The organism is Thermoplasmatales archaeon, from assembly GCA_014361245.1.
In the GTDB taxonomy this organism is placed as follows: Archaea; Thermoplasmatota; E2; order UBA202; family JdFR-43; genus JACIWB01.
Genome location: JACIWB010000099.1, coordinates 1 through 867, shown reverse-complemented (window position 1 = coordinate 867; position 867 = coordinate 1). Strand labels below are relative to the sequence as shown.

Sequence of the window (867 nt, the reverse complement as noted above, 5' to 3'; positions counted from 1 at the left end):
ACAGGTTGCAGGGTAAATTTATATAGAAGCAATGAAATAAAAGCAATATTTAAGGGAGATAAAGAGATGGAGATAAAACCTGAAAACAACAAAACTTTTTAATAAGCCTTTGTATTCTATTTAAAGGGTGAATGTCATGAAAAAATTTATAGAAGATGCGCTTGCAAGGGATGATGAAGTAAATCCTGAGTTGAGTGCTGAAGAGGAAAAAATGCTCCACGAGAAAAATAAGGAGCTGGAAGAAATTCTCGCGGGTTTAAAAACAAATATAAAGGTTATTGGATGCGGGGGGGCGGGAACAAATACCATAGAGAGATGTTATGAAGCAAAGATATATGGAGCACAGCTTATCGCATTAAATACAGATGCACAACATCTGCTTCATGCAAAAGTTCCCTATAAAATGCTTATTGGCAAGCATATAACAAAGGGATTTGGAGCGGGAGCGTTGCCTGAGAGGGGAAGAGAGGCTGCAATGGAGAGCGAGAGCGAGATAAGAAAAATTCTCGAAGGAGCGGACATAGTATTTGTAACTTGCGGGCTTGGCGGGGGCACTGGCACGGGCTCCGCGCCTGTGGTGGCGAGAATTGCAAAAGAGCTTGGCGCCCTTACGCTTTGCATAGTTACAATGCCTTTCAGCGTTGAGGGGAGGATAAGAAGGGAAAATGCGGAGATGGGACTTGCACGCCTTAAGGAAGTTTCTGATACTGTAATTGTTATACCAAATGATAAATTGCTTGAACTTGTTCCGAGATTGCCACTGAATAAAGCATTTAAGGTAGCGGATGAAATATTAATGAGGAGCATAAAGGGAATTACAGAAATGATTACAAAGCCAGGCCTAGTAAATGTTGATTTTGCTGACCT

At 41.2% G+C, this 867-nt stretch carries 1 protein-coding gene; it reads left to right on the top strand.

Translation table 11 applies throughout. From position 1 onward, the window contains the following. Window positions 1–136 precede the first annotated feature (136 nt). A partial coding sequence (ftsZ, locus tag H5T45_07705) for a cell division protein FtsZ (GenBank protein ID MBC7129582.1) occupies window positions 137–867 on the top strand: 731 nt, incomplete at its 3' end.